The organism is Paenalcaligenes hominis, from assembly GCF_041359055.1.
Lineage (GTDB): Bacteria > Pseudomonadota > Gammaproteobacteria > Burkholderiales > Burkholderiaceae_B > Paenalcaligenes > Paenalcaligenes hominis_A.
Genome location: NZ_JBGJKZ010000001.1, coordinates 231,084 through 258,050 on the forward strand (window position 1 = coordinate 231,084; position 26,967 = coordinate 258,050).

At 48.0% G+C, this 26,967-nt stretch carries 22 protein-coding genes; 8 read left to right on the plus strand and 14 right to left on the minus strand.

Features of this window, described 5'->3' with window-relative positions:
* Window positions 1–2 precede the first annotated feature (2 nt).
* The 3 genes from ACBP46_RS01100 to ACBP46_RS01110 are packed head-to-tail and all read right to left on the minus strand — an operon-like array spanning window position 3 to window position 3,229.
* Complete coding sequence (locus tag ACBP46_RS01100) at window positions 3–1,400, minus strand: formimidoylglutamate deiminase (protein ID WP_371014892.1); 1,398 nt, start codon at window positions 1,398–1,400, stop codon at window positions 3–5.
* The gene (gene hutI, locus ACBP46_RS01105) at window positions 1,397–2,620 is read right to left on the minus strand and encodes an imidazolonepropionase (protein ID WP_371014893.1); all 1,224 of its coding nucleotides are present in this window, start codon (window positions 2,618–2,620) and stop codon (window positions 1,397–1,399) included. The genes ACBP46_RS01100 and hutI overlap by 4 nt, the downstream gene beginning before the upstream one ends.
* 15 nt (window positions 2,621–2,635) lie before the next feature.
* Window positions 2,636–3,229, minus strand: a complete 594-nt coding sequence (locus tag ACBP46_RS01110; RefSeq protein ID WP_371014894.1) for a HutD/Ves family protein — start codon at window positions 3,227–3,229, stop codon at window positions 2,636–2,638.
* A gap of 312 nt (window positions 3,230–3,541) precedes the next feature.
* Between ACBP46_RS01110 and phnP the strand changes: the two genes are divergently transcribed.
* Window positions 3,542–4,303: a phosphonate metabolism protein PhnP gene (gene phnP, locus ACBP46_RS01115; protein ID WP_371014895.1), complete on the plus strand. Its 762-nt coding sequence runs from the start codon at window positions 3,542–3,544 to the stop codon at window positions 4,301–4,303.
* Here the strand turns inward: phnP and ACBP46_RS01120 are convergent.
* On the minus strand, window positions 4,292–6,751 hold the full coding sequence (locus ACBP46_RS01120) for a heavy metal translocating P-type ATPase (RefSeq protein ID WP_209279765.1): 2,460 nt from the start codon (window positions 6,749–6,751) through the stop codon (window positions 4,292–4,294). The two genes, phnP and ACBP46_RS01120, sit on opposite strands and share 12 nt — an antisense overlap.
* Window positions 6,752–6,936: 185 nt before the next feature.
* On the opposite strand from ACBP46_RS01120, the gene ACBP46_RS01125 reads away from it, so the two are divergent.
* Entirely contained in the window at window positions 6,937–7,986 is a 1,050-nt protein-coding gene (locus tag ACBP46_RS01125) for a mechanosensitive ion channel family protein (RefSeq protein ID WP_167661221.1), read from the plus strand.
* 84 nt (window positions 7,987–8,070) lie between these two features.
* Complete coding sequence (locus tag ACBP46_RS01130) at window positions 8,071–8,289, plus strand: YgdI/YgdR family lipoprotein (protein ID WP_167661220.1); 219 nt, start codon at window positions 8,071–8,073, stop codon at window positions 8,287–8,289.
* A gap of 40 nt (window positions 8,290–8,329) precedes the next feature.
* On the opposite strand, the gene cysI is transcribed toward ACBP46_RS01130, so the two are convergent.
* Genes cysI through ACBP46_RS01155 form a run of 5 tightly spaced genes read right to left on the minus strand, consistent with a single transcriptional unit; the run spans window position 8,330 to window position 14,911 of the window.
* Window positions 8,330–10,069, minus strand: coding sequence for an assimilatory sulfite reductase (NADPH) hemoprotein subunit (gene cysI / locus ACBP46_RS01135; protein ID WP_371014896.1), 1,740 nt, complete (start codon window positions 10,067–10,069; stop codon window positions 8,330–8,332).
* A gap of 12 nt (window positions 10,070–10,081) precedes the next feature.
* Window positions 10,082–11,881, minus strand: coding sequence for an assimilatory sulfite reductase (NADPH) flavoprotein subunit (locus ACBP46_RS01140; RefSeq protein ID WP_371014897.1), 1,800 nt, complete (start codon window positions 11,879–11,881; stop codon window positions 10,082–10,084).
* The gene (locus ACBP46_RS01145) at window positions 11,878–13,185 is read right to left on the minus strand and encodes a sulfate adenylyltransferase subunit 1 (RefSeq protein WP_371014898.1); all 1,308 of its coding nucleotides are present in this window, start codon (window positions 13,183–13,185) and stop codon (window positions 11,878–11,880) included. Before ACBP46_RS01145 ends, ACBP46_RS01140 begins: the two co-directional genes overlap by 4 nt.
* A gap of 24 nt (window positions 13,186–13,209) precedes the next feature.
* Window positions 13,210–14,127 (minus strand): sulfate adenylyltransferase subunit CysD, encoded by a 918-nt coding sequence (cysD, locus tag ACBP46_RS01150; RefSeq protein WP_371014899.1) that lies wholly within the window; start codon window positions 14,125–14,127, stop codon window positions 13,210–13,212.
* 43 nt (window positions 14,128–14,170) lie between these two features.
* A complete protein-coding gene (locus ACBP46_RS01155; RefSeq protein ID WP_371014900.1) occupies window positions 14,171–14,911 on the minus strand; it encodes a phosphoadenylyl-sulfate reductase in 741 nt (246 codons plus the stop codon).
* Between the two features lie 230 nt (window positions 14,912–15,141).
* Between ACBP46_RS01155 and cysG the strand changes: the two genes are divergently transcribed.
* The 3 genes from cysG to ACBP46_RS01170 all read left to right on the plus strand — a co-directional run bounded on the left by cysG (window position 15,142) and on the right by ACBP46_RS01170 (window position 19,459).
* Complete coding sequence (gene cysG / locus ACBP46_RS01160; RefSeq protein WP_371014901.1) at window positions 15,142–16,515, plus strand: siroheme synthase CysG; 1,374 nt, start codon at window positions 15,142–15,144, stop codon at window positions 16,513–16,515.
* Window positions 16,516–16,658: 143 nt separating this feature from the next.
* The gene (locus ACBP46_RS01165) at window positions 16,659–16,979 is read left to right on the plus strand and encodes a BON domain-containing protein (protein WP_371014902.1); all 321 of its coding nucleotides are present in this window, start codon (window positions 16,659–16,661) and stop codon (window positions 16,977–16,979) included.
* A gap of 134 nt (window positions 16,980–17,113) precedes the next feature.
* Window positions 17,114–19,459, plus strand: a complete 2,346-nt coding sequence (locus ACBP46_RS01170) for a mechanosensitive ion channel domain-containing protein (RefSeq protein WP_371014903.1) — start codon at window positions 17,114–17,116, stop codon at window positions 19,457–19,459.
* Here ACBP46_RS01170 and ubiM read toward each other — a convergent pair.
* Window positions 19,456–20,622: a 5-demethoxyubiquinol-8 5-hydroxylase UbiM gene (gene ubiM, locus ACBP46_RS01175; RefSeq protein WP_371014904.1), complete on the minus strand. Its 1,167-nt coding sequence runs from the start codon at window positions 20,620–20,622 to the stop codon at window positions 19,456–19,458. The genes ACBP46_RS01170 and ubiM overlap by 4 nt on opposite strands.
* 299 nt (window positions 20,623–20,921) lie before the next feature.
* Here ubiM and ACBP46_RS01180 point away from each other — a divergent pair, with 299 nt between their 5' ends.
* Window positions 20,922–22,544, plus strand: coding sequence for a sensor domain-containing diguanylate cyclase (locus ACBP46_RS01180; protein ID WP_371014905.1), 1,623 nt, complete (start codon window positions 20,922–20,924; stop codon window positions 22,542–22,544).
* Here the strand turns inward: ACBP46_RS01180 and ACBP46_RS01185 are convergent.
* Window positions 22,488–23,693 carry an NnrS family protein gene (locus ACBP46_RS01185; protein WP_371014906.1) on the minus strand — a complete coding sequence of 402 codons (1,206 nt, stop codon included), beginning with the start codon at window positions 23,691–23,693 and terminating at the stop codon, window positions 22,488–22,490. The two genes, ACBP46_RS01180 and ACBP46_RS01185, sit on opposite strands and share 57 nt — an antisense overlap.
* Window positions 23,694–23,728: 35 nt before the next feature.
* Window positions 23,729–24,901 (minus strand): NO-inducible flavohemoprotein, encoded by a 1,173-nt coding sequence (hmpA, locus tag ACBP46_RS01190; RefSeq protein WP_371014907.1) that lies wholly within the window; start codon window positions 24,899–24,901, stop codon window positions 23,729–23,731.
* Window positions 24,902–24,996: 95 nt separating this feature from the next.
* On the opposite strand from hmpA, the gene ACBP46_RS01195 reads away from it, so the two are divergent.
* On the plus strand, window positions 24,997–25,458 hold the full coding sequence (locus tag ACBP46_RS01195; RefSeq protein ID WP_371014908.1) for an Rrf2 family transcriptional regulator: 462 nt from the start codon (window positions 24,997–24,999) through the stop codon (window positions 25,456–25,458).
* Here ACBP46_RS01195 and ACBP46_RS01200 read toward each other — a convergent pair.
* Complete coding sequence (locus ACBP46_RS01200) at window positions 25,455–26,369, minus strand: DMT family transporter (protein WP_371014909.1); 915 nt, start codon at window positions 26,367–26,369, stop codon at window positions 25,455–25,457. The genes ACBP46_RS01195 and ACBP46_RS01200 overlap by 4 nt on opposite strands.
* Complete coding sequence (locus ACBP46_RS01205; RefSeq protein WP_371014910.1) at window positions 26,369–26,950, minus strand: TetR/AcrR family transcriptional regulator; 582 nt, start codon at window positions 26,948–26,950, stop codon at window positions 26,369–26,371. Before ACBP46_RS01205 ends, ACBP46_RS01200 begins: the two co-directional genes overlap by 1 nt.
* Between the last annotated feature and the right edge of the window lie 17 nt (window positions 26,951–26,967).

A 26,967-nucleotide genomic window follows, 5' to 3' on the forward strand; every position in this document is an offset into this window, starting at 1 on the left:
CCTTAGTAGTTTTGCAGTAAATGACCTAAGCTGTTGCGGTAGTTGTGCCAAGCTTCGTCCTCGTGAGCATGGCGACCTTGTTGGATGACAGGGTGGCCTGCTACATACACATCCCGAATGGCTTGGCTACCGGTGCGCTCATTAAATACCAGCGCAGCAAGCCATGTTTCAGGGGTGTGCTCTGCTAAAATCACATCGTCCGTATTTAGTACAAGAAAATCCGCTTGTTGTCCCACGTGCAAGCCTCGAATGGCTCGACCAGAAGCCTGAGCACCGCCGCTGATGCAGGCATCAAATAGATAATCAGCGACCGAAGGCTGCTGTTCGGAACAAAGCACATTGCGTTGCTGATGCCTTAACCGTTGACCGTATTCCAGCAAGCGCAACTCCGCGCGCCAGTCCACCGCAATGTGACTGTCAGAGCCCACACCAATGCGACCCTGAGCAGCCAAATACGCTTGAGCAGGGAAAATTCCGTCGCCAAGGTTGGCCTCAGTGGTTAAACATAAGCCTGCGACGGCACCACTGGCGGCGCTACGGCGGGTTTCCGAGCTATCTAAATGAGTAGCGTGTACCAAACACCACCGCTGATTCACATCAAACTGGTTCAATAGCCATTCCACAGGACGTTGCTGATGTTGTGCCACGCAGGCTTCGACCTCAGCCATTTGCTCGGCAATGTGAATATGAATTGGGCTGTTCGGGAAATGAGCATCCATTAACTGCACCATTTGTTGCAAGCTTTCTGGCGACACAGCACGTAACGAGTGCGGTGCAACGCCATAGGCACGGTGTGCGTTCGCAGGAAGGTCTTTTTGCAGCTCAAGAAGAATGTCTAACAGTTGCTCAGGATGGTTTAAAAAACGTCGTTGATCGGCACGCGGCGTTTGGGCACCAAAACCACTGTATTGATACAGCACTGGCAACATAGTGATGCCAATGCCGCTTTGTTGAGCTGCTTGCAGTACCGCATGCGCTAAGGTGCTAGAGGAGGCGTATGGTGTGCCATCGCTTTGATGGTGCACATAATGAAACTCACACACAGAGGTATAACCGGCTTTGAGCATTTGAATATAAAGCCATTTGGCAATGGCGGCGATGTGCTCGGGTTGCAGTTGTGCGGCAAAACGATACATAAGGTCGCGCCAACTCCAAAAACTGTCTTGGGCCTGACCGCGGTATTCCGTTAATCCTGCCATGGCGCTTTGAAATGCATGTGAGTGCAGATTAGGCATACCCGTAATGACTGGGCCTGCTAAATGAGGCAGGGTGGTGCGAGTCGGAGTATCGGGGTTGAGATTAACCTCTGTTAACGTGCCGTTGTGATCCCACGCTAAGAGCACATGGGGATGCCAATGGTGGTTAATTCGAGCCCAAGGAGCAATAACACGATGGCTCATACAGATCTCCGATCCACGCTGATCGCACCGTGGCGCACCACCAGTGCACAGCGCTCTAAACCCATCCAGTACACCAGTTCAGCCAAATCATCGATATCCCATGCCACAAAATCGGCCTTGTGGCCTATTGCTAGTTGACCTGTTACGTCTGGATGACCCAGTGCACGGGCGGCGTGTTGGGTAACTCCAGCTAACACTTCGGGTACGGATAGTCTGAAAAGCGTACTGGCCATATTCATTGTTAACAGCAGTGAAGTGCAAGGTGAGGTGCCTGGGTTACTGTCGGTGGAAATCGCCATCGGCACCTGATGGCGACGTAGAAGCTCTATAGGTGGTAATTGGGTTTCACGTAAAAAGTAAAACGCCCCCGGTAAAAGTACGGCTACCGTGCCAGCTTGTTTCATGGCAAGAATGCCGGCCTCGTCTAAAAACTCTAAGTGATCGGTAGAGAGGGCTTGGTATTTAGAAGCCAATACCGAGCCCCCCATATTTGACAGTTGTTCGGCATGCATCTTCACGGGCAAGCCTAGCGATTGTGCTGTTTTAAAAACTCGTTCTGATTGTGCTAGGTTGAAGGCGATGTGTTCACAAAATACATCTACGGCATCAATTAAACCTTCGGCCGCTAGCTGCGGCATCATGACATCACAAACTAGGTCTATGTATTCATTGGCACGTCCTGTGTACTCAGGCGGTAGGGCATGGGCACCTAAAAAGGTTGTGCTGATTGTTACAGGGCAGTTTTGAGCCAATCGACGAGCAACACGTAGCGCTTTGGCTTCACTTTCTAGATCTAAACCATAGCCTGATTTAATTTCAACCGCAGTAACGCCTTCGTGCATAAGAGCGTGTAAACGGCGTAAAGCTTGGTGGTAAAGGGCGTCTTCACTTAGACTGCGCGTGGCATTTACTGTAGAGACAATGCCACCGCCTTGTTGGGCGATTTCTGTGTAAGAGGCTCCCGCTAAACGTAGCGCAAACTCTCGGGCTCGATGCCCCCCAAACACCAAGTGCGTATGGCAATCCACTAACCCAGGTGTGACCAAACGCCCTTGTAAGTCGTGGGTTTGGTGTGGAGTCTGATAGGACACTGGTAGTTGATCAAGCGGACCTAACCATTGGATTTGGTCATCTTTGACCACTATGCAGGCTTGTGTGATGAGTTCATCCGGCTGCGCGGTTGGCGCTAGGGTGCAGTTTTTCCAAAGACTAACAGACATAACTGGCCTTTATGACTAAAGAGGTTGTATATGGGCTACCACTAAAACACTGTTTGCATTTTGAGGTGCAGAATGCAAAGTAGGGGGCGTATGAGGTACGGGTAGATAGAGGCTGTCGCCAGCTTTGAGCGCGACGTGTTGTTGGTTAATTTGCAAGGTGTGGGTTCCTTGAGCACTGTGAAAAACATAATGACCTGTGCGCAATTTTTCTTGATGAGGCTGGTGCCAACAGACCACCTCGCCTTGAGCTTCCGAGCGCCGTACCATTAGGTTGAAGTCAAAGGTTGGTCCAGTAGGCAATTCACAGTTAATTTGCTCCTCTCCTGCAAAAGCAAAAGGCTGAAACGGCATTAAAGTCTGGGTGCGCTTAGAGTTGCGCAGATGTAAAACCATGCTTTGCCCCTCAATCAACACAATATGGCGGTCAATGCCAGCAAATTGCGAAAAAGCGCCTGCTTGTTCGACTGCGGCAATACTGATGCGCCAACTGAAGTTCTCAAAATGACTCTGAGGCGGGTAGCTGAACACTTCTTTGGTACTACCGCCCCCATTTTTCCAAGGGGTGGCGCATAAGTCCGAGGCAGGAATGTAGTGCAAGGTAGTTTCCATAGCGCGTTGTTTGCTCTTCAATGTATATACAAATAGGCTTGGTTCAATACTACCTCACAATTTCATTGTGTGGTTTATTGCGAGCCCTAGGGAAAATACGGAGATTATTGCGCAGGTGGCATTAGAAAAAATAGCTACCACGAGGGTGGTAGTAGTATGGTGACCCCCTTTGCTATTTTCACGGTGTATATCATTTCACTCATTCAGTGTTTTAATTAAACAGAGAAGCGAAGCGTAGTAAGCACAGACTTTGCAGTATCTACTGAAAAATCTGCATAAAGTCACCATTCACACAACAAGGCGAGAACGCATATGGGTTTAAGTTTAGAGTTTTTGGGTACCGGTGATTCGGCGCAAGTGCCTGTGTACAACTGTTTGTGTGTGGCTTGCAGACGGGCCCGCACGGACAGTCGATTTAGACGCAGACCATGCAGTGCTGTAGTGCGTATTGCGGGGCAGCAGTGGCTGATTGATGGGGGGCGTATGGATTTGGCTGAGCTCTTTCCTGCCCCCATGCTGACTGGTATTCTACAAACGCATTATCATCCAGATCATGCTCAAGGGTTGCTGCATTTGCGTTGGGGCGTCAACATACGACTGCCTGTATGGGGGCCGGTGGATGAAGTGGGTTTTGCTGATTTATACAAGCATTCGGGTATTTTGGATTTTTCCCAACCCTGGCAGCCTTTTGAGTCGCGGCGTATCGCCCATGTCAGCGTTACAGCGGTCCCTTTGCAACATTCTAGGCCGTGTATGGGTTATGTGTTTGAAAGTGCTAAAGGGCGTGTGGCGTATTTAACCGATACAGTGGGTTTGGCGCCAGAAACGCAGGCGTGGTTAGCGCAGCGGCCATTACGTTATTGTATTGTGGATTGTACGCACCCGCCTCAAGCCACCCCACCCCGCAATCACAATGATGTGCCTTCGGCCCTAGCCATGTGTGCTGAGCTCGATATAGAGCAAGTGTATTTGACTCATATTTCTCATGAAATGGATCAGTGGCTAGAGACCCATGCCGACGAGCTACCGTCTCATGTGCAGGTAGCTCGCGACGGCATGTTTTTATTTTGTTAAGGTTGTATGGCGTAAACGCAGTGCGTTGCCCAATACAAATACGCTCGACAACGCCATGGCTGCCGCAGCAAAAATAGGTGACATTAACAGCCCAAAGCTGGGGTAGAGAGCACCCGCTGCAATGGGAATAAGTGCGGTGTTATAGGCGAAGGCCCAAAATAAGTTTTGTTTGATGTTTTGTAAGGTGCGTTGTGATAGTGCGATGGCTTTAGGTACTCCCATCAAGTCGCCCGACATGAGCACGACTTCAGCAGCCTCCATGGCCACATCGGTGCCTGTGCCGATAGCGATGCCAACATCCGCATGGGCTAAGGCGGGCGCATCATTGATGCCATCACCCACAAACGCCAAGGTGCCATAACGTTGGCGTAAGGTTTCAATTGCTTGGACCTTACCCTCTGGCAAGACTTCTGCCATCACCTCGTCAATGCCAAGCTGCTGGGCAATAGCCTGTGCAGTATGGCGGTTATCGCCGGTGATCATAGCGACTTTTAGCCCCTGTTGGTGCAGCGCTTGGATGGCAGCAGGTGTGCTGTCTTTAATCGGATCGGCGACGGCTAAAATAGCGGCGAGCTGACCATCAACCGCCACGTACATGGGGGATTTGCCCTCACGCCCTAGGCGCTCTGCCGTGGCCTCGAACGCAATCACATTTAGCCCTAATTGGTGCATGAGACGGTCTGCCCCAATCTCTAATTGACGCTGTGCTACGGTAGCACGTACCCCAAACCCTGTTAATGACTCAAAGTGCTCGACCGGCAATAGACTTAGCCCTTCCTGGGTTGCCGCGTCCACGATGGCGTTGGCAATGGGGTGTTCAGAGCGGGCTTCGATGGACGCTACCCAGCTTAAGACCTCTGCCCGTTCATAGCCCCGTTGTAGCTCGAAATCGGTTAGGACGGGGCGTCCAGCAGTTAGTGTTCCTGTTTTATCGACGGCGACAATACGCGCCTCTTGGAGACGTTGTAAGGCATCGCCTTTACGAAAGAGAATCCCCATTTCGGCACCACGCCCTGTGCCCACCATAATAGACGTGGGCGTAGCCAGACCCATCGCACACGGACAAGCTACAATTAACACAGCCACAGCATTAACTAGCGCAAAGGTTAATGAAGGGGTCGGCCCTAGCCACCACCAAAGGCCAAAGGTGATCAAAGCCAAGGTAATCACGGCGGGTACAAACCATAAGGTCACTTTGTTGACCAAGGTTTGAATAGGCAATTTGGCGCTTTGAGCGTCTTCCACTAAGCGAATAATTTGGGCTAAAACGGTAGCACTGCCTACGGCCTGTGCGGTAAATTGGAACGAGCCAGTTTGGTTGACCGTGCCACCAATGAGCTCAGCGCCTTGGGTTTTCTCGACCGGAATCGGTTCACCAGAGATCATGGATTCATCCACATAACTATGGCCGTCGGTCAAAACGCCGTCTACCGGAATACGCTCACCAGGTCGTACCTCAATCACATCGCCTACGCGTACCTCTGCAATAGCTATTTCGTGACTTTGCCCATCGCGATATACCCGAGCGGTTTTGGCCTGAAGACCGGCTAAGCGTTGAATGGCCGCCGAGGTACGCCCTTTAGCACGCGCTTCTAAGTAGCGTCCTAGCAAAATAAGGGTCACAATAACGGCCGCTGCCTCGTAGTACACATGCACAGTTTGCGCGGGCAGGAGCGCAGGCACAAAGGTGGCAATCACCGAGTAGCCGTAGGCTGCCAGTGTGCCCACTGCGACGAGTGAATTCATATCGGGGGTCAGGCGTTTGAGTGCTGGTAGGCCCAACTGATAAAAAGAGCGACCGGGATAAAACAACACCACCGTGGTGAAAGCGAACTGCACATACCAATTTAGCTGTTGACCTAGATGTTGGTTGAGCCATGTATGGATGGCTGGAATAGCATGCGCCCCCATTTCAATGAAAAACACAGGCAAAGTAAACACAGCAGCAATCAACAAATGCCGCTTTAAGGTAAGGGCTTCTTGTTCTTTTTTATGTTGAGTCGCGTCGGTTGTGGTGTCCGTAATCGCCGTCGCGGGATAACCGGCTTTGTCTGCTGCGGCAATTAGGGCTTCAGCAGAGGCTACACCCTGAATCGTGGCCCGCTCAGTGGCTAGGTTCACATTCACCTCAAGCACTCCGGGCACCGCCGCTAAAGCCCGTTCCACCCGACCCACACACGAGGCACAGCTCATATCGGCAATAGCAAGCTCGATACGCTGTGGTTTGACTGGATAGCCAGCTGCTGTGACGGCGTCTATTAAGGCGGCGGTGGTGGTGTCAGGCGTGGTTTGCACCACCGCTTGTTCAGTGACTAGGTTTACGGTTACCTCATGAACACCGGCGACCCCACGTAACGCTTTGTCGACTCGACCTACACACGAAGCGCAGCTCATGCCTTCGATGGGTAATGTATGGGAATGCAGGGTAGTGTGTGGGGTAGTAGACATAATCGGTTCCTGACAGACGCGGTCCATGGGCAAAGCGACGCTTTTTTAGACCAGTACAATAACTCTCTATATAGGCTAAAGCTTAACCTAAGGTTAAGGTCAAGCGTGAGCTTCAAAAGGGCGTGTTATTCTCCACAAACGTATGCTTAACTCGACCGCATTATTCGATAATAAAAACATCCCCTATGACTGAAGATCTCCTTTTTAAATATGCTGTTGCCGTTATAGCAGCATTGTTGTGTTTGGCTGCGCTGGCTGTACTACGACTGCGCTTGCATAAACGGCACCTAAGCATGACCAGAAAAATAACGCTGCATGCTTTGCAGACCACTTTTTTGGTGTTGCTTATCTTATCGGGCCGCAAGCTGGTTCAAGATGCAGTCAGTGATTACCACCTTCATCAAAGTCTATTGAACCCTATTAATTGGGCCACGTTAATCCTGATCGCTACTGCCGTATTGCGCTTAGCTTTCTTACTTATTAATTTGATGGAAAAAAATCAAATTAGCAAAGGCAATGATCCCACCACCGCTCGATTGATTTCTCGAATTCTAAAAATCATTCTGTTTTTTATTATGGCTTTAAGCTTGGGCGAGCATTTTGGGCTTAGTTTATCGGGCCTGATGGCGTTCGGAGGCATTGGTGGTATTGCATTAGGTTTGGCCAGTAAAGATGTGCTCAGCAACTTCTTTTCGGGGGTAATGCTGTTTTATGATCGACAGTTTAATATTGGCGATTGGATCAGCTCGCCGGATCGAGAAATCGAGGGCACGGTACAGGAAATTGGTTGGCGTATTACGAAAATCCAAACCTTTGATCAGCGCCCTTTGTATGTTCCTAATTCCTTATTTTCCTCGATCAGTGTACAAAATCCGGGGCGTATGACGAATCGACGCATTACGGCTACGATCGGTTTGCGTTATGACGATGCTGATAAAATCGAGGCCATTGTGCAAGCGATACGTACCATGTTAGCGCAAAACGATCAGCTTGATCATACTCAAACCACATTGGTTTATTTCAATGCCTTTGCGGATTCCTCGTTAAATATCATGGTGTACTGCTTTACTAAAACCACAGAATGGGCTGAGTGGCTTGAGGTACAGCAAGAGGTGTATTTAAAAATTATTGCCCTCGTTCATCAACATGGGGCTGACTTTGCTTTCCCCACACAAACCTTGTATACCGTTGCACCGCCCTCTGCGGATCCCATGACAGCCCACTCAGCCCCGTGAAATAAATCGAGGCGTATGCTTACAGACGTTAAAGACTACATCTGGTTAAGCTATTAGGGTCACTGTCTGAAAAGGAGAGATCGTATGCGAAATAAATACTGGATTGGCTTAGTTTGTACAGGCGCTTTAGTTCTAGCGGGTTGTTCCACCCCAACAGAAATTACCACTACAGATGGCCGTACGGTGGTCGCCCCTGACAAACCCAAGGTCAATAGCAAGGACGACTTTATTCGCTATAAAAAAGACGGCAAAGAAGTCCACATTAATAAAAACGAAGTACAAAAAATGGAAGAAGTAAAATAGTAAAAAGGCCACGCACGATGGTGTGTGGCCTGTAGCTGAGTTAGTGCGAAGAGTAAAAGTCCCGGGGTGGGTCGATCACGGCAGCCACTACCCCAACACGAACCACAAAGTCGCCAAAACATTCGGCATCGACCCGTTCGCGCGACCAGCGCCCGATCAGCTCATCCAAGTGCTGCAGTATTTCTTCTGTGCTGATGTTTTCTTTGTAGAGACGAGGGATACGTGTGCCAATTCGGTTGCCACCAAGGTGTAGGTTGTAACGGCCAATTGCTTTACCAACTAGCCCAATCTCTGCTAGCATTGCTCGCCCACAGCCATTGGGACAGCCCGTAATACGGAAAACAATGGCTTCGTTATCAAGTTTATGTTTGGTTAATAGCGCTTCGATTTGATCAGTAAACGAGGGCAAAACGCGTTCTGCTTCAGCCATAGCAAGGGGGCAGGTGGGAAGTGATACACAAGCCATCGAAGCATGGCGTTGTGAACGTAGGTGGGCGTCCATCAGACCATGCTCTATCGCAAGCTGTTCTATTTGAGCTTTATGTTCTGGTGCAACATGAGCCACGATAAGATTTTGATTGGCGGTTAACCGAAAATCGCCTTGATGAATACGGGCAATAGCGGCTACACCCGACTTAAGAGGGCGCTCTGGAAAATCCAATAGGCGTCCGCTCTCGATAAAAAGTGTTAAGTGCCACAAACCGTTACTGTCTTGTTGCCAGCCAATACGATCACCGCGTTCTGTAAACGCGTAGGCCCGAATAGGCTCAAAGCGGCAACCCATGCGTTGTTCGACTTCGGCTTTAAACACATCTACACCCACTCGCTCTAAGGTATAACGCGTTTTAGAGGCTTTACGGTTACTGCGATTCCCCCAATCTCGTTGGGTCGTAACCACAGCTTCCGCTACTGCTAGCGTATGTTCTAGACTCACAAAACCGAGTTCTTTAGCGGTGTTAGGGTAGGTGGCTTCATTGCCATGTTCCATAGATAAGCCACCGCCGACTAACACGTTAAAACCAACCAGTTGCTCGTTCTCCGCTATAGCAATAAAAACAAGGTCGTTGGCGTGTATATCCACATCGTTTTGAGGGGGGATAGCGACAGCAGTTTTAAACTTTCTAGGTAAATAAGTATCACCCAAAATAGGTTCGGCTTCGTCTTCACTACTATGTAGCTTTTCACCATCAAGCCAAATTTCTGCATAAGCCCGAGTGCGAGGCAGTAGATGTTCAGAAATCTTTTTTGCCCATTCATAGGCCTCTTGGTGTAATGAGGACTCGATGGGGTTAGAGGTACACAGCACATTACGATTCACATCGCCAGCTGTGGCGATAGAGTCCAAGCCTAAATGGTGTAACCATTGGTGCATGGGTTTGATGTTGTTTTTTAATACGCCGTGAAATTGAAAGGTTTGACGGTTGGTTAAACGAATACTGCCGTACAAGGTATGTTCGCTAGCAAATTGGTCTATGCCTAGCCATTGTTTGGGGCTAATAATGCCGCCCGGTAATCGGCACCGTAGCATGACGTTTTTCAGTGGCTCTAACTTTTGCTCTAACCGTTCAGTACGCACGTCTCTGTCATCTTGTTCGTACATGCCATGAAAGCGGATGAGTTGGAAGTTATCGCCAGTAAAACCGCCGGTTAACTCATCGCTTAAGTCCTGACGAATGCTGCCCCGCAAATGTTGGCTTTGCTGTTTTAGACGTTCGTTATCTGACAACGGTGCATCGGGAAGGCGAGCACGAGGATCGGTGGAAGAAGTCGAGTTACTCATAATCATCACTTATTAATAAACATCACGTTGATAACGGCGCTCGTCACGCAGCTGATCGAGATAGGCTTCAGCGTCTCCTGAATCCAGTGCGCCATGCGTTTGGATAAGAGCAATCAGGGCAGCTTCAACGTCTTTAGCCATGTGGTTTGCATCGCCACACACATACACGTGCGCGCCTTGTTGTAGCCATTGCCAGAGGGTAGCGCCTTGCTCTTGAACACGATGTTGGACGTAGGTCTTAACATTGGGATTTTGGCGTGACCAAGCAAAATGGGTGTGTTGTAGCAGTCCTAGTTTGTGCCAGCGTTGCCATTCACTTTGATAAAGAAAATCGTCAGTAAAGCGCTGATTGCCAAAAATAAGCCAAGCGCCACCACTGGCTTCGTCCGCTTCGCGTTGCTGCATAAAAGCACGAAAGGGTGCAATACCTGTGCCAGAACCAATCATAATGATGGGAGTGCTTGGGTCGGGTGGTAGCCTAAAACGAGGGTTAGGCTCTACAAAGACTTCAAGTTCATCGCCTTCTTCTAACTGCAAGCCTAAATACGCTGAGGCCGCCCCTGCATAGGGCTGATTTTCATGTGTGTATTGCACCAGACCGAGGGTGAGATGGACTTCTGGGCCCACTTCGGCTTGGGATGAGGCAATGGAATACATACGCGGAGTAAGAGGGCGTAAAAAGTCCACCCATGCTTGAGCGCTAAGCGCTGCAGCAGGATAACGCTGTATGAGTGCAAGCAATGGCGTATGCCGAGCCAATGTGTCCAATGCCGTTGGTTCAGTAATGCATTGTAATAACTCAGAGTTTTGGCTGAGCTCAGCCCATTTTTTTACCATTACCGCAGAGTTTTGCGTGAGCTCAAGATGCTGACTTAGGGCGTCTTGAAGTGTTAACTCTAGTCCAGTGCCCAACTGTACCGTTTCCTCACCTGTGAAAGGAAGCGCGTCTAAAAACGATTGCACTAGATCAGGTGTATTGCGCACATAGACACCCAGTGCATCGCCGGGCTGATACTGTATGCCAGAGTCGCCCAAGTCAATTTCCAGATGTTGCACGTTTTTATTAGCTGAGCGCGCGGTGATTTTTTGTTTGCTTAGTAACGTAGCGTGGAACGGTTTGTCTTTAGTGTATTGCGCAGAAAGCGTAGCCACTTCATTTGAGGCGTCTGGTACTGCAGGTGTATGACGTAACGTTAGTTGTTCGTGTAGCACCCCGCGAATATCTTGACGCCATTGTGTGGCTGCAGCTTCATAGCTGAGATCGCAATCCACACGGTCAAATAACCGAGTGGCTCCCAATGCAGCTAAACGTTCATCTAACTGTTTGCCCGCTTCACAAAACAAAGGGTAAGAGCTATCGCCCAAGGCCAAGACAGCAAAGCTTAGCTGGCTTAATTCAGGTGTCCGTTTACCAAATAAAAACTTAGCAAACGAAATGGCTTCTTCGGGGTAGTCGCCTTCGCCTTGGGTAGAACAGACCACTAATACAATGTCTTCTTCGGTTAATTGACGGGCCTTGTAATCCCCTAGGTTTTCTAAACGAAGCGTAGCGTGTAGGCCTTGCAGTTGCTCATGTAACTGCTCGGCGACACGACGCGCATTGCCTGTTTGAGAGCCAGACAGGATTAAAACTTGACGTGGTACAACTGCGGCCTCGCTTACGGCATGAGGGGGCGGCGCGATTTGAGTCTGAGCTACAGAGTCTAAAAGCGGTTCTTTTTGCAGGCGTGCCCAACAGTAACCGGAAAGCCAGGCTAGCTCAGGGTCGGTTAGAGCATGTACGTGCTTTAATAAATCATCGGAGGCAATCATGCGGGAGCTCCATCACTGTGTTCAATCATGCCTGCCGCTACAGTTTGGTGGGTTGCTTCATCAATCAATATAAAAGCTCCTGATGCCTGATGGTCCACGTAGCGATGAGCAGCAATAGGTTGTTGTAGGCGTAAGCTGACACGTGCAATATCATTCATTTTTAGTGGGGCTTGCGTTGGCTTTTCTTCTAAGTCAGACAAATCCAAGAGCCCATGCAGCTGTGTTACCTTGGCATAAACGGTTTGAGTGCTGTGCTTTAACCAGTATTTACGGCTGGGGTTAAGGGCTATGTCGTCAAACCAACATACGGTGGCCTCAAGGTATTGGCTGGCTTGAATAGGATGGTCAAAGGCGACAATGCTAGAACCACGTGAAATATCCAGCTCATCAGCTAGCGTAATGGTTAATACATCCCCGACTTCAGCGCTTGATTGAGCGCCACGTACTCCATACAACGCTCGAATGGTACTGCTTTGTTGGCTAGGTAAGACACGAATGCGTTGGCCTACCTCAAGTCGGCCTTGCTCTAAGCGGCCCTGATAGCCTCTAAAATCGTTTTGCTGGCTACCGTCTTGACGCGCTACTCGTTGTACTGGGAATAAGCCAGGCTCATAAGAGCGAGAGGACATTTGCGATTGTTGGCTAGGTAGTGTTGCCAATAAATCTAATAAGCTTGGGCCGGTATACCAAGGCATACGCTGGCTTTGGTGCACAATGTTGTCGCCTTGCAAGGCAGAAATGGGCACAAAATGCACATGCGTGATGTGCAAACGTTTGGCGAGTTGAGTATAGGCCGAGACAATAGCCTCATACACAGCTTGGTCATACTGCACTAAATCGAGCTTGTTGACGGCCACCACGATCTGTGGGCAATTCAATCGTTTAAGCAGCACACTATGACGTAAAGTTTGCGGTAATAAACGTAAGGGTTGTTGAGTCAGATCGAGGCGGCTTGCATCAATCAGTACTATGGCTGCGTCTGCGGTAGAGGCGGCCGTCACCATATTGCGGGTGTACTGCTCATGACCTGGTGCATCAGCCAAGATAAATTTTCTTTTGGATGTATTGAAGTAACGGTAAGCCACATCAATGGTGATACCTTGTTCACGCTCTGCCGATAGCCCATCGGTCAATGCAGCAAAATCAGGAAGCTCCGTGGGGCTTTGGTGATGGTGAAGCTGATCGATTTGATCACTCAACAGGGTCTGGCTGTCATAGAGTAAGCGCCCGATTAAGGTGGACTTACCGTCATCGACGTTGCCCGCGGTGATCAAACGCAGTACGGGATTTTGTTCTACAGTCATGGTTGATCCTGAGTAGAAGTAAAGTTAAAAGTAACCGGCACGCTTGCGTTCTTCCATGGCGGATTCGGAAACCCTATCGTCCATGCGTGTGGCACTGCGTTCAGAGAGCGTGCTTTGAGCGGTTTCTAAAATAATGTCGTAAGCGGAACGGGCCGTGCTGGCGACCGGGCAAGTGCAGCTAATATCGCCTACTGTTCTAAAGCGTACGGACCGTACTTGGCTTTGTTCCCCTTTTTGCATAGGGGTAAGTGGCGTAATAGGAACTAACAAACCATTGCGTTCAACCACTTCGCGTTCGTGAGCAAAGTAAATGCTTGGTAGGTCAAGCTGCTCACGCTCTATGTATTGCCACACATCAAGCTCAGTCCAATTCGAAATGGGAAACACGCGCATATTTTGGTTGGGATGTAGGCGTGTGTTATAGAGCGACCACAGCTCTGGGCGTTGGTTTTTTGGATCCCATTGTCCGAACTCGTCGCGGAAAGAAAAGATGCGCTCTTTGGCACGTGCTTTTTCTTCATCGCGTCGGGCACCGCCCATTAAGGCATCGAACTGATGCGTTTCAATGGCTTCTAACAACGTGACGGCTTGTGCTGCATTGCGAGAGTCATTGGCATGACGTAGCACCACAGAGCCTCGTTGAATGGAGTCTTCGACATGGGCCACGATCAAATGGGCTCCGGTGCGAGCCACTATTTCATCTCTAAAACGAATGACTTCAGGATAGTTGTGGCCGGTATCTACATGGAGCAAGCTAAACGGCAGGTGCAAAGGGTGTCCTGAGATTTCAAAGGCTTTACATGCCAGAGCGAGTAGCACCACCGAGTCTTTGCCTCCAGAGAAAAGCAAAGCAGGGCGGCGTGCTTCTGCAATGGTTTCACGAATAATATAAATGGACTCGGCTTCTAGCCAGTTCAAATGATGGTTATGAAGTAGCGACATGAATCAGCTCTTATGAATACAAAAATATGGAGATAAATAGCAATTAATTCGCGTGCAGACCGCATTCTTTACTGTTTTGGTTTTCCCACCACCAGCGGCCAGCACGTAAGTCTTCACCCTGACGTATGGGTTTAGTACACGGCTCACAGCCAATACTGGGAATGCCTTGGGCATACAGTGGATGATGGGGGAGCTGATAGTGCGAGGCATAAGCCCAGATATCATGCTGGGCCCACGCTGCTAGGGGATTGAGTTTTGCTAGCTGATGCGCCGCGTCCCATTCTTCTTTAAGCAATTGCGTGCGCGTGCTTGCTTGTTCGCGTCGTTGACCGGTAATCCATGCATCGTAAGACTGTAAGGCGCGTTGTAAAGGTTCTATTTTTCGTGCATAGCAACAGGCTTTACGGGCTTCAAGATGAAGGTAGATGTCGGAAAAGTCGTGCTGATGTGCAAAGCGATCCAACTGATTCAAATCGGGCTCATATTCCACAAAGGAAAGCCCTGCGTAATGAGTGCGTAATGTGGCTAAGTAATGCTGTGATTCTGCATGCAGTTTGCCTGTGTTTAAGATAAAAACATCAATAGCCAAACCTAAGCGCACACACGTATCAATAATGATGATGTCTTCAATGGCTAGGCTATTGGCTAAGGTGATGCGACGAAAACGCTGCGACCATTGGGTTAAGTCGCGCTCTAAGGTGGCAACCAAGGCGGGTAGCCGCGCAAAGTCAGCTGCGGTGCTTTGTGGAATTTGCCAGAAACGAACAGGGGCCAGTGAAGTCATGGTCATACATCAATAAATGAATCAATAGAAACTCATTGTAGGTAGACATGACAGGCAACTTATCGATTATCTGGTTCTATTTATATTGCGATTTAAAAATAACTTAATAAATACCATTACCCATTTATATATAACTAAGAACATAAAATAGATAAAAATATTTAATATAAGAGTTATAGAAACTACGTCCTACACTGAATGACTTGTTTCTCATTTCACGTAGGTCTAGCATGAATTACTTTCCTATTTTTGCCTCATTAAAAAATCGACCGGTATTAGTGGTTGGGGCTGGAGAGGTGGCATATAGAAAAATAGAATTATTATGCCAAGCAGGGGCACAGATAAAAATTATTGCGCAGCACCTAGGGGTAGAGGTGCAAGCGTTGGTAGATGAGGGTAAGGCTAGTTGGTGGAAAAAAGAGTTTCAGGATAATGATGTAAACCAAGCGGTATTGACCATTGCTGCCACGAACAACGCCGACCTAAACCAACAAGTCGCCTTGGCCGGAGAGACCTATTTACGTTTAGTCAATGTGGTGGATGACCCAACGTTATGTCAGTTTATTGTGCCGGCTATTGTGGATCGTTCACCCGTGCAAATTGCTATTTCTACGGGGGGCGCAGCTCCAGTGTTGGCACGCCAAATTCGTCAAAAACTCGAACAAGAGCTACCACAGCATTTGGGTGCGATGGCACAGCTTGCTCAGCGTTTTCGGTCAAAGGTAAAAACACAGCTTACTACCTTATTGGCACGCCGTTTGTTTTGGGAGCGTCTATTTAATCAACCTAAGTTTTCGCATCTGGTGGCTCAGGCGCAATGGGACGCAGCGTCGGCTCATCTCTTGAGCGAGCTGGACCAAGCCTCTTTGCAGACGCCCCAAGGGCTAGTGAGCTTGGTAGGGGCGGGCCCAGGTGATGCTGGTTTACTGAGTTTAAAAGGCTATCAGGCCCTACAGGCTGCGGATGTGGTGTTGTACGATGCGTTGGTTGGGCCAGGGGTATTGGACTTAATACGACGTGATGCGCAACGTATTGCCGTGGGCAAGCGAGCGCATCACCCTAGTGTGCCCCAAGAGGAAACCAATCGCTTGTTGCTGCATTATGCGCAACAAGGTTTACGAGTGGTGCGCTTAAAAGGCGGCGATCCATTTGTGTTTGGGCGCGGTGCCGAGGAGGTAGAGGTATTGCAGAAAGCTGGGGTGGATTACCAAGTCATTCCTGGTGTGACAGCTGCTTTGGGTGCTACCGCTGCTGCAGGCATTCCTTTAACGCATCGGTCTTATGCTCAGTCGGTGGTGATGGTAACAGGGCATTGTCGTCCGGATGGGCACGAAGTGAACTGGGCCTGTTTAGCACAAGAACGTCAAACTGTAGTGATCTATATGGGCACAATCAAAGCCACTGAAATCAGTGCCAAGCTGATGGCGCATGGCAGAGCCGGCAGTACACCTATTGCTATTATTAGCCAAGGAACCTTAGCTACCCAAACCGTAGCACGGGGTCAACTAAGCGAATTACCTCAGTTGGCCCAAGCTGCTCAACGCCCCGCTTTAATTGTGATTGGGGAAGTAGCTCAGTTAGATCTAGCGACTACGCCTCAGTAAAGTTTTTTGTTTTTTAGTTGGGTTTTGCTGTTTTTGGTTACAGACAGCCTTTGCTTGTTTCCTTTAAGATGAGGTTACATCTGTAGTCGTGTGTAGTTTTACGCGTAGTTAGCCATTTCTTTCATCATTAAAAGGACACTGCTATGAACGCAACTAAAAAAATCGCGCTGGCTTTATTGTTAGGCTCATCAATAGCTTTAACAGCAGGTTGTTCCGTTGTGCGTAATCAAGAAACAGTAGGTGAATATGTGGACGGGGCTGCGGTTACGGCCGAAGTCAAAGCACGTTTAGCGAATGATCCTGACACCTCTGCAGCGAACATCAATGTAAAAACCATTGATGGTGGTGTTGTTCAGCTTTCTGGTTTTGCAAAATCTGAGCGTGAAAAAACACGGGCAGGCGAAGTGGCTCGCTCTACTAAAGGCGTAAGCCGCGTTATTAACGATTTGGTCGTTAGACGTTAACCATTTTATTACGCCCAAAAGGTCATTGAGTTCTCAATGGCCTTTTTTGTTGGAGGTGGGCTTTTTATTTTATCAGTGCTACTCTGTTAATGAGCTTTGCATTGATAAATGTTTAATCTAATTTGGTGTTTTTTATGACAGATAACGCTACTTTACGATGCGGCAAACTGTTTTTATTACGAGCATTTATGCTCGTTTTTTTATTGGTTGGCGCTACCTTATTAACAAGTACAACAGCTTGGTCTCAGAACGCAGAGCCTAGGCAAGCTGAATCAAGGTTAAGCTATGAAGGCTTAGCTGAGGTGCTAGAAAACGATGCGCTGCGAGATCAGCTAATACAAGAATTACGTGGTTTAGCACAAGAAGAGCCTGCAACCACTACGGTAGCACCATCACCTGCTGAACCTGTAGCTGTACATGATCCAGAGCCAGAAATAACAAGCAATACCTCGGGCCAATGGATGACGGCGTTGCAATATTTTGCGTATCAATTGCACGTGGATGTAAAAGCGTCGTGGGCAGTCCTAAAAGATGTGATTACTCAGAACCCACAAAAAATAGAGCAAATTAAACGTTGGCGTGCACCTGTGCTGAGTCTTTTCATCGTCATTGCGCTAAGTTTTGTGGTGTATGGCGTAGCTCGACGCGTAGTAACGCCTTTATTTGCTCGACTTAATGATTGGGCTCATCGGTCTCCAGTCCGGGGTCATTGGGTATTAGCACGTTCGTTACGTTTTAGAAAGCTGCTGGCTGTGGCCGCAGCGTTATCTGTGGACTGGGCTACTATTGCGGGGGCTACCTTTGTTGGTTATATCGGAGTGGTTGGCTTAATCAGTGCAGACCCTAGCTCTTCACGTGCTTTTTTAAGCATGCAGTTTTTGACGGCATTTGTTTTGGTAGAAGGCTTGAAATCTTTAAGCCGAGCGGTATTTTCTACACGTTATGAACAGTTACGTTTGCTGCCCATTGGGTCTACCAGTGCACAATTTTGGAACCGTTGGTTCAGTGTGGTTGTTAATCTAGGGGGATACGGGCTGCGAGTCTTAGTGCCTTTACTGGGCGTCATATTATCCACTGCAGTGGCTAATGTGGTGGGCACAGTATTGGCTATTGGTGTTTATATGTATGCCATTCGTGTGTTGTGGGCCAAACGTCATTCCGTAACGGCTACTTTTTTAGATCAGGCGGCACAAACAGAAAATGCTGTGATGGGAACGCTATTACGCATTATGGGGCGTCTCTGGGTGTGGGTGGCAATGCTCTATTTCACAGCGCTGCTGGTGGTGACTCAGATCACACATGACAATGCGTTGGTGTTTATGGCTCAAGCCAGTGCCCAGACCTTATTGGTGTTTTTAATAGGCGGTATTTTGTCCTTAGTGTTGAGCATCCTAGCCAACCACCGTTTGCATTTACCTGCTTACTGGCAAAGCAACTTTCCTTTATTGGAAGAGCGTCTGAACTCCTACGTGCCCGCTTTGCTGCGCGTAATGCGATTAGTCATAGTGATCGGCATGTTGTTGTGTGTATTTGATGCGTGGAAACTCTTTAATTTAAAGGGGTGGTTGCTCTCTGCGCACGGCCAAGCGGTTTTGAACACATTTATCCGCGTTGTGGTGGTGCTCAGTATGGCCGCCCTAAGTTGGACGTTATTAGCTAGCATGATTGAGCATCGGTTAGCGTGTGCGGCAGGCGCTAAGATGCCTACGGAACGTGAAAAAACCTTATTAATGCTGTTTAGAAACGCGCTGGCGATTGTGATTGTGACCTTAACGGTGTTAATTGTGCTTTCACAGGTTGGCATTGATATTGGCCCTCTTATTGCTGGCGCAGGGGTGGTGGGTTTAGCCATTGGTTTTGGAGCCCAGAAACTGGTTCAGGATGTGATTACAGGTGTGTTTATTCAGCTTGAAAATGGCATGAACCAAAACGATGTGGTGGAGGTTGCAGGGTTATTTGGCGTGGTTGAGAAATTGACCATACGGTCGGTGGTGATTCGTACACTAGACGGCGGTTACCATTTGGTGCCGTTCTCAAGCATTGACTGCGTGGCAAATCATACGCGGGATTATGGTTACCATCATGGGGAATACTTGATCAGTTTACGCGAGTCGGTGGATGATGTGATGGAGCATATGCATGCGGCTTTTGCTGATTTAAAACGCGACCCAGAGGTGGCGGATTACATCTTAGAAGACATCAGTATTCCAGGTGTTACTACTTTAGGCAGTGCTGGCGCTACCATTCGCGTATTAATTAAAACTGCACCAGGTATGCAATGGGCCGTACAACGCAGCTTTAACCGCTTGTTGAAGCAGCATTTTGATGCGGCCGGTATTGAAATCCCCTACCCACAAACTGTAGTGCATTTTGGGCGCGATAAAGACGGTAATTCAGCTCCTGCAAATATCCACATGGTGGATGCGCTTGCTCAAAGCCAACGCGCCGCTGAAAGTGCTCAACCTAAACCAGAGCTTTAACCCGTTAAGCGCGTAGCAATAAAGCGTTTAAATGGCGTCAATGTATCGGCTGCTTTTAAGATAGCTTGGCGCATCATTCGGGCGGGGGGCAGGTCATTGGTATACAAGGACACCACCAAATTGGTAGCAGCAAACAAAGGAAAGCAGCGTTGGTGGTGTTGGCGTGTATAAGCCGCTAGATGTTTAGGGTCGGCCAGATCCTGACCAGCCCGATGCGCACGAATAAGATAGTGGGCTAGGCTGGCTACGCTGCTTAGACCTAGGTTAAACCCATGAGCGGTTACAGGATGCATTCCTACTGCAGCATCACCAATTAAGGCAAAACGTGGTGCGTGAAATTGTGCGGCGTATACCCCAACCAAGGGGTATACGAACCGTTCGCTGATGCGCCGCATGGCACCTAATTTAAACTCGTAGTGGTCACTAATGGCAGCATCAAACTCATTCTCGGGTAAAGCGAGCAACTGTTGCATGGCGTTGTGATTGAGCGTCAGCACCACTGATGCGCATTGGTCATTCAATGGCAATAAAGCCCGAGTTTGACCATAACCAAACCACTCCCACGCAATTTGATGATGAGGTTGGGCAAGCTTCACTCTACACACCATCATGCTTTTGCCAAAGTCACGCACATGGGCTTGGATGCCCATAGCACGCCGTGTTTCTGAAAACCGACTATCTGCCGCCACGACTAATGGGGCTCGAAGCAATGCGCCATTGTTTAAACGTAGCTCAATGTGATTTGTGTGAACGAGAGTGCTTTCTATATTTACATCTGTGATGAGTTGCACTCGGTTCTGAAGTGCAATGCAGTCATAGGCTGCTTGACGCAGTAAGTAGTTGGACACCAGCCAACCTAATTGTTTTTTCCTGCCTAGCTCAGCGTGGATGGTCATGCCGCTTAATGCGGGACCATCAAGGACTTGCGCATGGCGCAGGTCTGCTATAGCAGAGGGGTCAATTCGATCCCATAGCCCCCATTGCTGTAGAAAATGGCGCGAGGCATGGGTTAATGCGATTTCCCTGCCATCAAAGGCGGGTTTGCTGATAGCCGTCAGCGCCTGACGCTCTAACACAATGCTGTGTAAGCCTGCTTGGGCTAATGTATTTGCTAAGCATAAGCCAGTAGGGCCAGCACCAATGATAATGACATCTGCATGCATGAGGCGTAATCTGAATGGTGAAGAGTTAAAGCTCTTAGTTTAATGAGCACTATCAAGTAACGTATTGATTTTCCACAAATAGAAGAGCTAATGTTAAGAAAGGTTAGAATTGCCAAAAATTAAAAAGGCGCTGAAGCCAAGTGATTCATGCTGGAAAGTTGTGTGATAATGTATCTAAAAATAGTAAAAAATGTATTTTTAGGCCAAGTGATATAAAACAGGTCACAGCCTTATCGCTATTTCATATGGTCTATATAAATACATAGGCGCTACAAGTAGGAAAAACAAAGGCTACACATATGAAAACCAAAGTACAAAAAAACATAGATTTATTACGTTTGGTTTTAGTGGTGACAATGGCCACTGGCGTGTTAACTTTTCTAAACGTTTTTTATGCTAGCTATCAGGTGCAACGCGCTCAGCTAGTGGATGCCAGCTTAGAAAGCAATTACAACTATGCGAAAAAGCTAGCCTCTAGTACTGAAGACTATCTACAGGCAGCACAACAACAACTCAAAGTCAGCGCTGAGCGAATCGCTTCCATTTATAACGACTCCACCTTGCTAGGAAAAGAAGCTGAGCGATTGCATACGCAAACCGAAAGCTTTAACTCGGTGGTAATTATTAATGCCGAGGCAAAGGTATTGGCGGCTTCACCTGGAACTTTGCAAATTGTGGGCGATCGCATTCAAACACCGGGTGTACAACAGGCTTTAAAAGACCACAAACCTTTAATTAGCAAGCCTTATCTATCTGCTGTGGGTAACTTCATTATTTTTATTTCACAGCCAATGTTTAATAATGAAGGTAAGTATTTAGGCCTAGTAGGGGGTAGCTTGTATTTGCGCCAACCGAGTATTTTGAATCGATTACTCGGTACTCACCATTACCGCGATGGGTCTTATTTATATGTGGTTACCCAAGACAAGCAGCTCATTTATCACCCCGAGTCAAATCGCATCGGCGATATTGTGACGGTTAATCCCGTTGTTAATGCCGTAACACAGGGTGAGTCTGGGCGCTTAGCCGTGGTAAATAGCAAGGGGGTAGAAATGCTAGCGGGCTACGCCTATATTCCTAGCGCTGGATGGGGTGTGGTGGCGCAACGTCCGCTTGCAGCAGCTATTGCACCTCTAGATAATTTAATGCAGCGCGTTATCTATAAAACCATTCCCGTGGCAGTATTGGTTCTATTAATTGTGTGGTGGTGTGCCCGTCAAATTTCAGCTCCGTTACGCTTATTAGCCGAAAATGCACGCAGTATGCATATGCCAGAAACGGAAGAGAAAACTCAAAAAGTAAAATCGTGGTATTTTGAGTCGCTAGAATTAAAAAATGCCATGCTTTTAAGCATGAGTTTATTTAAAAGTAATATCGATAAACTGAATAAAGACGTAAATACAGACCCTTTAACTGGGTTACATAATCGGCGCAGCCTTGAGCACACTTTGCTGTATCTTGAGTCTAAAAAAGAGTTCTTTTCTGTGATCTCTGTGGATATTGACCATTTTAAACGAGTCAATGATACGTTTGGTCATGATGTGGGCGATGTGGTGCTGCAGCGTTTGGCTCAAATTATGCACGAGGTATCGCGCGAGACAGATTTACCTTGTCGGGTGGGAGGCGAGGAATTTTTACTTGTATTGCCTGCGGTAGAGGCCAAAGGTGCTGCGCAAATTGCTGAACGTCTACGTGTCAAAGTCGAGGCCACCGTCATCCCTCCAGTAGGAGGGATTACTATTTCGTTGGGTGTGGCCTCGTGGCCGCGTGATTCAAACGATATTCCAGCAGTTTTAAAATTTGCTGATGAAATGCTTTATAAAGCCAAACACAAGGGTCGCAATCGGGTTGAGGTCTATAGTCTATCAGCCGGGGCGCTGGTCGACGCGGGCGCTCCAGAGCGGCACAGTGTAATGAATTAAAAACCAGCTAAATGCTAATAAACACAGGGCTAAGCTAAGCTGATACGCATTTAGGCTCCATTGGGGCCACCAAATAGGCAATAGACTGCGTATTACCGCAGCAACGAACACGCATAATAAGGCTGCACTCAGACCTGGTAACGCTTTCATGGGACGCCCTGTATGACCTAGGCTGACACGTGCCATCATGGCAAGAATAATGGCTAGCATGCTTCCTATGGTTAAAGCATGGACGGCGAAATCCAAAGCCACTATTTGCCATATATGTAATAACCACAACACGGCACCTACAATAATAAACCCATAGCTTAGATGCAGGCCCCACAATAAAGGATGACGCCAACAGCGTAATGGCTGCCATGAGACAAGTCTGGCTGTGTTGCTAATAATAAGGCCACACAGTAGTAGACTAAGAAGCCAAGTAGGACTAGAGCCGCCTAGTACTTGCACAAGCATAAGCACGCTAAGCAATAACGTACTGATTATGGCTGGCTTTTCATAGTAGTTTGGCACAGGAGCCAGGTTTAGGTTGAGAGCGCGTGAGGTAAAAAAGGGAATGACCCGTCCCCCTAACAGCACAATTAAGCTAACAATTAACCAAATAGTTAAGTGCGCACTGGCTTGTACTAGCTGAGGGATGGCATGCATTTGGCCCCAATGCATAGCGAAATTTGCGCCCGTTAAAACCAAGAGCACTGGCACAAAGACTAAATTACGCCATTTTTTAGCGCGCACGACTAGATTAGCTAAAACCAATGCCACCACAGGTAAAAAAGCTACATCAAGTATCATCGGCCAAACTGGATCCAACCCCATAGGAAAGGCAAGTACAATCCGCGCTGCCAACCACAGAACAACCACCCCACCTAAAGCAGGTCCTTTTAGGCTGGCTAAGCCTGTCCAAGTTTGCACGGCTGTAAGTAGAAAACCAGCCACAATTGCGCAAACAAAGCCAAAAAGCATTTCGTGTTGATGCCACCAGACCATGCCTCCTAGTGGCTGCAAAGGAGCATTGCCACGCCAAAAGGATAGCCACACTAATAAGGCCAAGATCAAATACACCGACCCCAGCCAGAAAAAAGGCCGGAATGCTAAGCCCGTTTTAAAAGGAGAAAGGTCTAAAAGCACCTGCTTAGAGGGGGATTCCATACAAATCCTTTATAGATATAAAGCACACAACAAAATTAGTCGAGGGCTTCTGCGGGACCAAAAAACTCGTAATAGCACTGAGTGGCTGGAACTCCTAGGTTTTCTAGGCTACGTCGAATAAAAGCCATAAAAGGGGTCGGGCCTAGGTAATACACGTCAACATTGGTATGTGGTAATAACGAGCCTAATAAGGCTTCATTTAGCATCCCTTCGTGATGCGCTTTGCCTGAGTCATTGTTTTCATAACATTTGAAAATAGTGAGCTGAGGGTGCTGTTCGGCTTGTTCGTATAACCAATTATAAAAAGGGTCAACGTCATGATTTTGCGCAGCATGTACAAATACGACGTCTTGGCCTGTACCAAGAGCCTCTTCTAAGAGCGGGATCATTGGCGTGATGCCTACACCGGCGGATAACAACACAATTGGACGTTGCGTGTTTTGCAACGTGAAATGCCCAAACGGTGGAAAGACGCGTAACTCGTCACCCACTTGAACCGTATCATGCAAATAGTTTGAAACCAAGCCACCCGGCTCGCGCTTCACACTAATACGATAAGACTGCCCATTTGCTGGGGCCGACAACGAGTAGTTACGGCGTTGCTCGCCTTGGGGGAAAATAAATCTAAAGCCTAAATATTGCCCAGCTTGGTGGCGCAGTACCGGTTTACCATCTACGGGTTTAAGGTAGAAAGAGGTAATAATGCTGCTTTCTTGGACTTTGTCGGCAACATAAAACAAACGCTCTCCACGCCAACCACCATCGGTTTGTTCGGTGCGTTGATAGAGACTTTCTTCTGTTTGGCTTAATAAATTAGCCAAAGACACATAAGCCGACTCCCATGCTGCGACCACTTCGGCAGTGGCTAAGTCTGGTCCTAGTACTTCTTGAATAGCACGCAGCAGGCAGGTGCCAACAATAGCGTATTGGTCAGGCTGAATTTGCAACGACGCATGTTTGTGAGTGACTAAGGTTATCAAGTCCTGTAGTTGTTCTAGCTCATCAATATGCTTGGCATACATTAATAGACTATTGGCTAAAGCGCGTGGTTGCCGCCCAGAAGCTTGTGCTGCCTGATTAAACAGAGGGCGTACTTGGGGGTATTCTGTAAGCATTATGTGGTAGAAATGCTGTGTTAAGGCTTCGCCTTGGCTTTCTAGTACAGGTACAGTGGCTTTGATCAAATCGCGTTGCTGCTCGGTTAGCATAAGATATCCTTAAAGGTGAATATAATAGTCATGTTATAACATGACTATAAAAGTAATGTTATATTTAATGGTATAAATTTCTTTTTTGGACGGTTATGCAACTCACCCAGTACACGGATTACTCTATACGCACGTTGCTCTATGCGGCTGCTTATGCTGACCGTCTAGTGAACATTAGCGAAATAGCCGATTATTATTCGATTTCACGCACTCATTTAGCCAAAGTCGTGGCAGGTTTAACTCAAGCAGGCTATTTGCAAGGGATTCGAGGTAAAAACGGTGGTTTACGCCTAAGCAAAGCGCCACAACACATTAACTTAGGCGAATTAATAGAAAAATTAGAACCGTTAGAAATAGTGGAGTGTTTTGGTAATAAAAATACCTGTGCTATTACAGTCAGTTGTCAGCTAAAGCATGTATTGCACGAGGCCAAAGTGGCTTTTATTACCACATTAAAAGGCTATACCTTGGCAGATATTCAGTTACCTACCCCTTTGCCCGTTGGGGTAGAGCACCCTTTAACCTTTTATTCAACTAAGCTAAATCAAGCACTTTAAGATTTATCGGCGCGGTTAGGCCAGGTAATACACACTAAGCAAAAAATAATTAATGTGATGCCTATCCAACCTAAAGACGTTAAGCGTTCGCCCACAATAACCACCGCCAAGAGAGCGGCAATCATGGGTTCTATTAAGCTAATGGTAATCGCTGTGCTGCTTTGAACATGGGCTAAGCCATAGCCAAAACAGACATAGCCCAAAAACATGGGAATGAGCGCCATATACAGGCCTACGGTTAAGTTTTGCCACGAGTCTAAGAACGCGGCACCGGTAAAAAATAACACAGGCATTAACAGCATACCCCCCAGCCCAAAAATAGTGCCCATTGCAGCGCGACTGGGGACTCCTTGTTGCATCAAGCGACGGGCTGCCCACGAGTACATAGCATAGGTTAAGGCGGCAAGTAGCCCCAACATAATACCTAGCGTCAATTGTGTCTGCGCAGGATTGATAGGCAGTGTAGAGTTATCGGCTAAGCATAAGAAAATAATGCCTGTTAGCCCTAATGCGGTGGCCCCTAACCAACGTCGAGTGAGACGTGCTTGCTCCATCACCATTTCAATTAAAAAAGACAAAATAGGTGCTGCGCCAATAGAAATCACCGTACCAATGGTGACCCCCGCCAAGCGCATAGAGCTATAAAAAGCTAATGGGTAAATAGCTACGGTTAGTGCTCCTAATAGGTAATAACGGCGCTGAGCCTGCAGTTGAGAGTAGTGCTGTCGTATAGACCCCACTGCCAAGCCCGCTTGCAATAAACCCCCAATGCCCATGGCAGCAGCACCTATAGCTAGGGCATTTACATCTGGAGCAAATGTGGCAGATACCCCCGTGGTTCCCCAGAGAAAAGAAGCGAAAATAATGCTGAGTATGCCAAGTGTTTTGGGCGTAAAAGAGACGGAGCGCATTAGCGGATCAACTCGGCAGCTATGTGTTTAGCCTCGTGAAGGCAGCGACTTTGGCCTTCTAGCCCTGCTCGTACTACGGCACCCTCAAGCACGAAAGAAAGGTGCTGAGCAAGACGAGTGACCTGTTCGGTTTTGGCGGGAAAACAAGCCGTTAGGTGTTCATGCAGTAAATTTTGGATGGTTTCTTTTTGGCTTCGCACGGTATCTCGACCCACGTGTTGTGTACTTAATTCGGCAGCAGCGTTTAATGCGCCACAGCCCCTAAATCCTTTTTCGTATCCCCATTCTGCATGATCAATGTAAGCATCAAAGATGGCTAGCACGCGCTCGCTAGGGGTGGTTGCAGTGATTAAACGCTGCTCATATAAGGCTAACCATTCGGTGTGACGCTGTTCTAAATACGCCAAAATCAAGGCGTTTTTTGAATCAAAGTTGTTATAGAGGCTTTTTTTAGCAACCCCTGCTTTTTTGACAATAGCATCAATGCCACTCGCGCCTAGCCCATCGTTATAAAACAACTCGGCGGCAGCATGAAGTAATTTATGGCGAGCACTAGAAAGAGGGATGGATTTGGTTGACACGATGTACCTCGGCTAAT